General features: G+C 44.1%; 6 protein-coding genes. 1 reads left to right on the top strand and 5 read right to left on the bottom strand.

Annotated features, from left to right (window positions below):
• Positions 1-65: 65 nt before the first annotated feature.
• From PLE34_RS21285 to PLE34_RS21300, 4 genes are all read right to left on the bottom strand, one after another.
• The gene (locus tag PLE34_RS21285) at positions 66-785 is read right to left on the bottom strand and encodes a hypothetical protein (protein ID WP_324560469.1); all 720 of its coding nucleotides are present in this window, start codon (positions 783-785) and stop codon (positions 66-68) included.
• Between the two features lie 258 nt (positions 786-1,043).
• Positions 1,044-2,390 carry a dihydrolipoamide acetyltransferase family protein gene (locus tag PLE34_RS21290; protein WP_324560472.1) on the bottom strand — a complete coding sequence of 449 codons (1,347 nt, stop codon included), beginning with the start codon at positions 2,388-2,390 and terminating at the stop codon, positions 1,044-1,046.
• Positions 2,391-2,510: 120 nt separating this feature from the next.
• A complete protein-coding gene (locus tag PLE34_RS21295; protein WP_324560474.1) occupies positions 2,511-3,809 on the bottom strand; it encodes a competence/damage-inducible protein A in 1,299 nt (432 codons plus the stop codon).
• Positions 3,790-4,374: a Uma2 family endonuclease gene (locus PLE34_RS21300; RefSeq protein ID WP_324560478.1), complete on the bottom strand. Its 585-nt coding sequence runs from the start codon at positions 4,372-4,374 to the stop codon at positions 3,790-3,792. The genes PLE34_RS21295 and PLE34_RS21300 overlap by 20 nt, the downstream gene beginning before the upstream one ends.
• 43 nt (positions 4,375-4,417) lie before the next feature.
• Between PLE34_RS21300 and dacB the strand changes: the two genes are divergently transcribed.
• A complete protein-coding gene (dacB, locus tag PLE34_RS21305; RefSeq protein ID WP_324560481.1) occupies positions 4,418-5,827 on the top strand; it encodes a D-alanyl-D-alanine carboxypeptidase/D-alanyl-D-alanine endopeptidase in 1,410 nt (469 codons plus the stop codon).
• A gap of 566 nt (positions 5,828-6,393) precedes the next feature.
• Here the strand turns inward: dacB and PLE34_RS21310 are convergent.
• Positions 6,394-6,801: a DoxX family protein gene (locus PLE34_RS21310; protein ID WP_324560484.1), complete on the bottom strand. Its 408-nt coding sequence runs from the start codon at positions 6,799-6,801 to the stop codon at positions 6,394-6,396.
• Positions 6,802-6,878 lie beyond the last annotated feature (77 nt).

Genomic DNA, 6,878 nt, shown 5'->3' on the forward strand with positions numbered 1-6,878 from the left:
TGCTGCATGACCGCAACAACTGCACTATGCTTTTCTTACATAATTACTTCGTGGCGTTACCGCAACTACGCCGCATTTCCCGTAATATATTTTACAAGCGACCTTTTGGCAACAGGCAATAAGGTTTCTTCTAACGGAAAGCTCAAACCGGTTTCAATGCAATACACTGCCGGATTAGGCAAATCCTTCCTGCTGCGGATGAGCTCCGTTTTTATGTGCTCAAAGGTATGAACGATGTTTCTTTTCCATTGTGCAATAAAGGAGGTTTTGATACTACGGTATTTCTCATCATGTTTTTCAAAAATGCTCAGCCGGTACTGGTATACATAGGTTTGATGATGAGAGCCATTGCACAGAAAAAAATATCCTTCCCTGTTCTCCAGCGGGATGATCCCTACCGGTGCGATATTGAGCTTGTCTTCCACAAATTCGTATATCTCGGCGCCGCTTTTAATGGTTGAGTTCATCAGGTTAACAGCGTATGCTATAATATCCTCCAGCTCTTTCATCATTTCATCGTCTTCCACAATTTTTTCATACAGCAATTGCAGCTTATCTATATTTACTCCGGTAAAACGTTTGGGAAACTGCTCCTGCAGCATTTCCTTATTATGTTTAAAATGCAGGATATTGTTGTGATGAAAAATGATATCGGATAACTGCGGGTAAAGCTTGTTTTGCGTAAACTCTTTATGTATCTCCTGCAGGTAGGCAAGCAGGGTATATTTTTTTAATTCAAAATCAATGTAGCCTTCCGCGAACCAGGTTTGGGATAAAGTCTTCATAATTGTATGGGTTAGTTTACCGAATATAAGAAAAATGTAAAAACCTTCCAATCAACTATAAGTAAAAAGACCAGCCTCAAGTAGTGTGCTTATTTTTTAAGCCACAGATTTAACCTTCCTGTAACTGTTCATATCCTTTACCTTATGGTAACGGTTTTATTGCCGCGGTTATTTTAAAAAAGGAGAAAATATAAACGAACAAAGCCACTGTCCTGAACCTTGCAACCTGCAACTTGTACCCTGAAACCTGTCCGCAACTCAAAAACTCCTGTTCACATCAAAATTTTCCATTTCATGGGCTACCGCTGTAAGAAATGTAGCGCCAAGCGATCCGTCTACTATCCGGTGATCGTAAGAAAGAGAGAGGTACATCATATGCCGGATGGCAATGCTGTCGCCCTGTTTGGTTTCTACCACTACCGGGCGTTTTTTGATGGCACCAATTGCCAATATGGCCACCTGCGGCTGATTGATGATGGGCGTACCCATTAAGCTGCCAAAGGTTCCTACGTTAGTTACTGTAAAAGTTCCGTTTTGGGTATCATCGGGGCGGAGCCGGTTGTTCCTGGCGGCATCGGCCAGGCGGTTTACTTTTTTAGCGAGTCCGGTAAGGTTCAGCATATCTGCCTCCTGTATAACCGGTACAATAAGATTACCGTTGGGTAAAGCAGTTGCCATGCTGATATTGATATCTTTTCGTACAATTATTTTATCGCCCTCAACACTGGCATTAAGCCAGGGGTATTTCTTAATACATTTAATAATAGCTTCAATAAACAAAGGTGTAAAAGTCAGCTTCTCTCCTTCCTGCTTTTCAAAGGCCGCTTTTACCTTTTCACGCCATAACACCATGCTGGTTACATCGCATTCTGTAAAGCTGGTTACGTGTGCGCTGGTACGCTGGCTTTCCACCATATGCTTTGCAATAAGCCTGCGCGTCCGGTCCATCTCAATTACTTCCACATTACCGCTATACTCCGGTTGTGGCGTATCTTCTGCCTTTTCAGGCACAACAGGCTGCACGGTACTTCCAACTGGCTCCTCGATGGGAATGCTTTGCGGCTGTGCAACGGTTTCCGTTACGCCACCACCCGATTTAGCGGCAATCCATTGAAGGATATCCTTTTTGGTAACACGTCCTTCATTGCCCGTGCCGGGTATTTTCTCAAGATCCGACAGACTTACTCCCTCATTAGCTGCAATATTTAAAACAAGGGGAGAATAGAACCGGGCGCCTCCTGTTTTAGGTGGCATGGCTATATGCGATGGCTGATAAGGTACTTCTTTTATCTCTTCTTTTTCGGGTGATGTTTGTATTTCGGATACGATTGCCTCCGGGATCTGAGACTGTTCTTCCACGCCGTTCTCTGATCTGATCTTTGCGATAACGGCGCCTACAGGTACCACATCATTTTCACGGTACAACAATTCTTCCACTATCCCTTCCGCGGTAGAAGGCACTTCACTGTCTACTTTATCCGTGGCAATTTCCAACACGGTTTCATCCACTTTTACATGATCGCCCGGCTTTTTACTCCAGTGTAAAATGGTAGCTTCCATGATACTTTCGCCTAACTTAGGCATTACCAGGTCAACTATCGCCATATTAGAATTTTAGTTATCGTTAAGATTCAAAGGTAAGTATTGCTGTGCAATTAGGAACCAGCAGATACATATGTGAATATTTTTATAATAACTCTTTTTGCACGCCTGTATTGCCCGGTGTTACGGCAACGAAATCCCTTCATCGGTCATCAGCTTACGCAACAGGTTTAAAGCATAGTGCGAGGTCATTTCAATATTGCGCGCCCTGTCGTAACGGAAATGAAATATTGCAGTCATTATCCTGTTACGGCTTCCCGCCGCTATCCATACGGTTCCTACCGGTTTTCCGGCTGTACCTCCGTCCGGGCCCATGATGCCTGAAGTAGCAATGGCGTAATCTGTTTGCATTTTTTCCATAACGCCGCTCACCATTTGCTTTACGGTTTCTTCACTTACAGCACCCACCAACTGCAGGGTGCCTTTTTGCACGCCCAGTACATTTTCTTTTACTTCGTTGGCATAGCTTACCACGCTCCCTTTAAACCACGCAGAGGAGCCTGCAACGGAAGTAATGAGGTGGGCAATATATCCTCCTGTGCAACTTTCTGCCGTAGCAACGGTTTGTTTGTTTTGCAGCAACATTCTTCCTGTTACCTGTGCAAGCGTAATATCTTCGTCCGCTACCAGCCATTCGGCTACAAGCGCTTTTAATTTTTTAAACTGGATATGTAGTGTTTCCTGCAACCGGCTGCTGTTATTGTCGCTGCCGGTTATGCGTAACCGAACCATACCATAATTGGGCAGGTAGGCTAATTTAAGATGAGCAGGCAGTTGCGCTTCCCAGTCTTTAATGGCTTCTGCCAGGAAGGATTCGCCAATGCCAAAAGTAAGCAGGGTACGATGGTCAATAAAGGGAAAAGTAAAATGCTGCTGCAGGTGAGGAATAACATAATCCGTCATCATCCCTTTCATTTCATGCGGTACGCCCGGCATGCTTACAAATATCTTTCCGTCTTTCTCAAACCACATACCGGGGGCTGTTCCCCGGTTATTGGGGATAACCGTACAATTATTGGGCACTTCGGCCTGTTTAAGATTACGCTCTATTACCGGGCGGTTCAGTTTTGCAAAAATGGCTTTCACATTGGCAAGCGCCCCGTCGTCAACAACCATTGAACCGCCAAAGTATTCACAAAGCACGGGTTTCGTGATATCATCGGCGGTAGGGCCCAGTCCGCCTGTTATAAGAATAATAGCAGCGTTGCGGCTTTCTTCATCAAGGGCATGAATGATTTCCGCTTTACTATCGCCAACGGATACCCTGCGCCTGAGCCATATTCCTGTTTTGTTCAGTTCCTGTGCTATCCAGGCGCTGTTGGTATCTATAACCTGCCCGATCAGCAGTTCATCGCCAATGGTAATAATGGAAGCGTTTATTTTGAGGGGATCATCAAAAGAATCAGATATCTGTGCCATCATAAATTTCCTGCAAGGTAAGCGTAAAGTCTATCGTTTGAATCCTTAGCGCACCTTCTTCAGCTATATTTTCAAAGGCCCAGGAATGATCCGGCTGCCTGCGGGAAACGATCACCAATTTCCTGAGGGTGTCAATCATGATGTATTCCTTTAGCGAAGGGATTTCACGGTAAAAGAAAAATTTTCTGCCCTTATCCATGCTGCCGGTAGAAGGAGAAAGTATCTCAAATATTACGGAAGGATTAAGCAGGGTATCAAATTTATCATCTTCTAATTGAGGCTCACCGCATACAATTACCGCATCCGGGTACATGTATGCGTCTTGTAAGGGTGTGCTAACACGCATATCGGCAGGAAGTATCCCGCAATACCTGCCTTTTAAAAAATAGCCCACTTCCCGGTACAGGTTTATGGCAATCCTGTTATGCTTTAAACCGGCCCCGGCCATGGCAATAATGTGCCCGTCATAATACTCACTCCTGCTTCCTGCTGTTCGTTCCGCTGCGAGGTATGCTTCCGGGGAGATATAATTGTATTTTAGCGCCGGTTCTTTAACTTCATTTTCCATACTATAAATTTAATTATTTCCTGTTTAGCAATAAATAATTTTTATGATAAGAAAAAAGGTTCCGGGTTTGGGCAATGCGGTATCAGCATGTATCCTGCTTATGGTTGTATTATTGCCCATAACAAATATTTACGCGCAAAACATTACCCAAAAGCTGCAAAAAGCATTCCTCATGTTTGAGGAAGACAGCCAGTTGGCGCATGCCGTCAGCTCATTGTATGTAATAGATGCGGCAACCGGAAAAGTAGTGTTTGATAAAAATTCGCGGATTGGTCTTGCGCCCGCTTCCACCCAAAAAGTAATCACCAGCGCCACCGCTTTTGCCCTGCTGGGAAAAGATTTCAGCTATACCACATCATTTGCTACCAACAATCTCGACAGCACTTTATATATTTTTCCTTCCGGCGATCCTACATTGGGCAGCGAGAGATGGGAGAATACAAAAGCGAATGCAATATTAAACCGGATCACCCGCTCGCTTGAACAAAACAAAAAAAACATTAACACCATAGTCATAGATAACAGCAGGTGGGAGTTTGATTATATTCCTGATGGCTGGATATGGCAGGATATAGGTAACTACTACGGCGCAGGCTGTGAAAAATTAAACTGGCGCGAAAACCAATATGACCTGCTGTTGCAATCCGGCAAAGCCTTAGGCGACTCTGTTCGCATGGTAGGCGCCAATCCTAAATTATACGGATACAGCCTCCGGTCGGCAGTAACCTCGGCAGCCAGGGGAACGGGAGACAATGCGTATATCTATTTCCCTTTAAATGATACTGCGGGAATCGTTAAGGGAACCATTCCCGTAAACGAAAATGCCTTTGCCATATCGGGAGCATTTCCCTCAGGCGCCAGGCAATTCATTGCCGAATTAACAGATAAAATGATAAAGACAGGCGTAGGGGAAACAGTTCCTGAAATAAAACAGGCAGCTCTTCCCGGGGCTGAAGATTATACCATCATTCATACGGAAATTTCTCCCCCGCTGGATTCTATCATTTACTGGTTCAACAAAAAAAGCATTAACCTGTATGGAGAGGCATTGCTGAAAACAATAAGCTATAAGGAAAGCGGCTATAGCGCCACAGACACAGGCGTTACCGTTGTAAAAAATTTCTGGAAGCAAAACGGCATTAACGCCGCAGAATTAAATATAGTGGATGGCTCAGGGCTTTCTCCCCTGAACAGGGTTACCACCCACGCACAGGTTCAGATACTGCAATACGCCCAAAAGCAAAGCTGGTTTCCTTCTTTTTTAAAATCATTGCCCGTATATAACGGCATGAAAATGAAAAGCGGCACCATCAGGAATGTAAAAGGATTTACCGGTTACCATACTTCATCTAACGGCAGCAGTTATATTTTTTCATTTTTGGTGAACAACTATAACGGTCCGGCATCATCACTGGTGCGTAAGATGTATACCGTACTGAATGCGTTGAAGTGAGGTGTAAGGTAGAAGGTATGAGGTATAAGGTATGGCTGACAGCCTTCTTCGGATTTTGGTTCTTAAACGTCATTAAGACCTTAAACGGATCTGAATACTGCCTAATATTTTAAAAGGTGGAAGTAATCTCCCAATGGCGGAGGCTGATCATCTTATTAGTGGTTTATCGTTTGTGGTTTACTGTTGGGATTTCGCTTCAGGTTCGAATTCCCGACTTCGGGCTTTTTCAATTTATTTGGTACTTGTGATTTGTCTTTTGGTGCTTTGTATTCACTTCGGATTTTGAACTTTCTGCTTCGGATTTAGCATTTGAATTTTATCCGCCCCGGCGGACAAGCTTGCCTGCCGCAGGCAGGTTTGGTTCTTGTCATTTGGTTCTTGATGCTTTGTATTTCCCCCGGCTTGGGGATTTCAGGCTTCGGATTTGTGGTAGTCAGGTATCAGCTATTAGTTGAGTGTGTCTTGTCCTTAGACCCCACTCCCATTTTCAAATCATCACCTTTTCACATTTCTCATTCTGCAACCAGTAACTTGTACCCTGAGACCTGAAACCTCATACCCCATCCTCACTTCCCCATCATTCCATCTGCACTGGCCTTACCCGGACCCACTAACAGTATAACTAAAAAACCGGTAAGGTAGAGCGCAGCCTTTTCACCAGCTCCAAATATCGCGGCATCATGCGCTTTAAATAAAGCAACGCTCATTCCAATAATAAGCGGTATTACCGTAAAGCGGGTGAACAATCCTATAATAACAAATATAGCACAGAAGAACTCTGCAAACAGGCTGAGAGAAAGCGACACCGTGCTGCCCATTCCCAGAAAATTCATAAACGTGTTTTTCTTTGCTGCAAAATGCACCAGTTTATCGTAACCGTGCGGCAGCATCATCAGTCCCAGTCCCGCACGAAGTACTAACATGGCAATATTGAATGCCCAGTCGGTATAACCCGTAGATAAAAGTTTTTTCATCTTTTTATTTTGAAGAGGCAAAAATAAGAGATACCAACCTTTTATCCACAAGTGTTTTGGAATGGTTATTGCAAAAT

The sequence above is a fragment of the Agriterribacter sp. genome (genome assembly GCF_035445465.1).
Lineage (GTDB): Bacteria > Bacteroidota > Bacteroidia > Chitinophagales > Chitinophagaceae > Agriterribacter.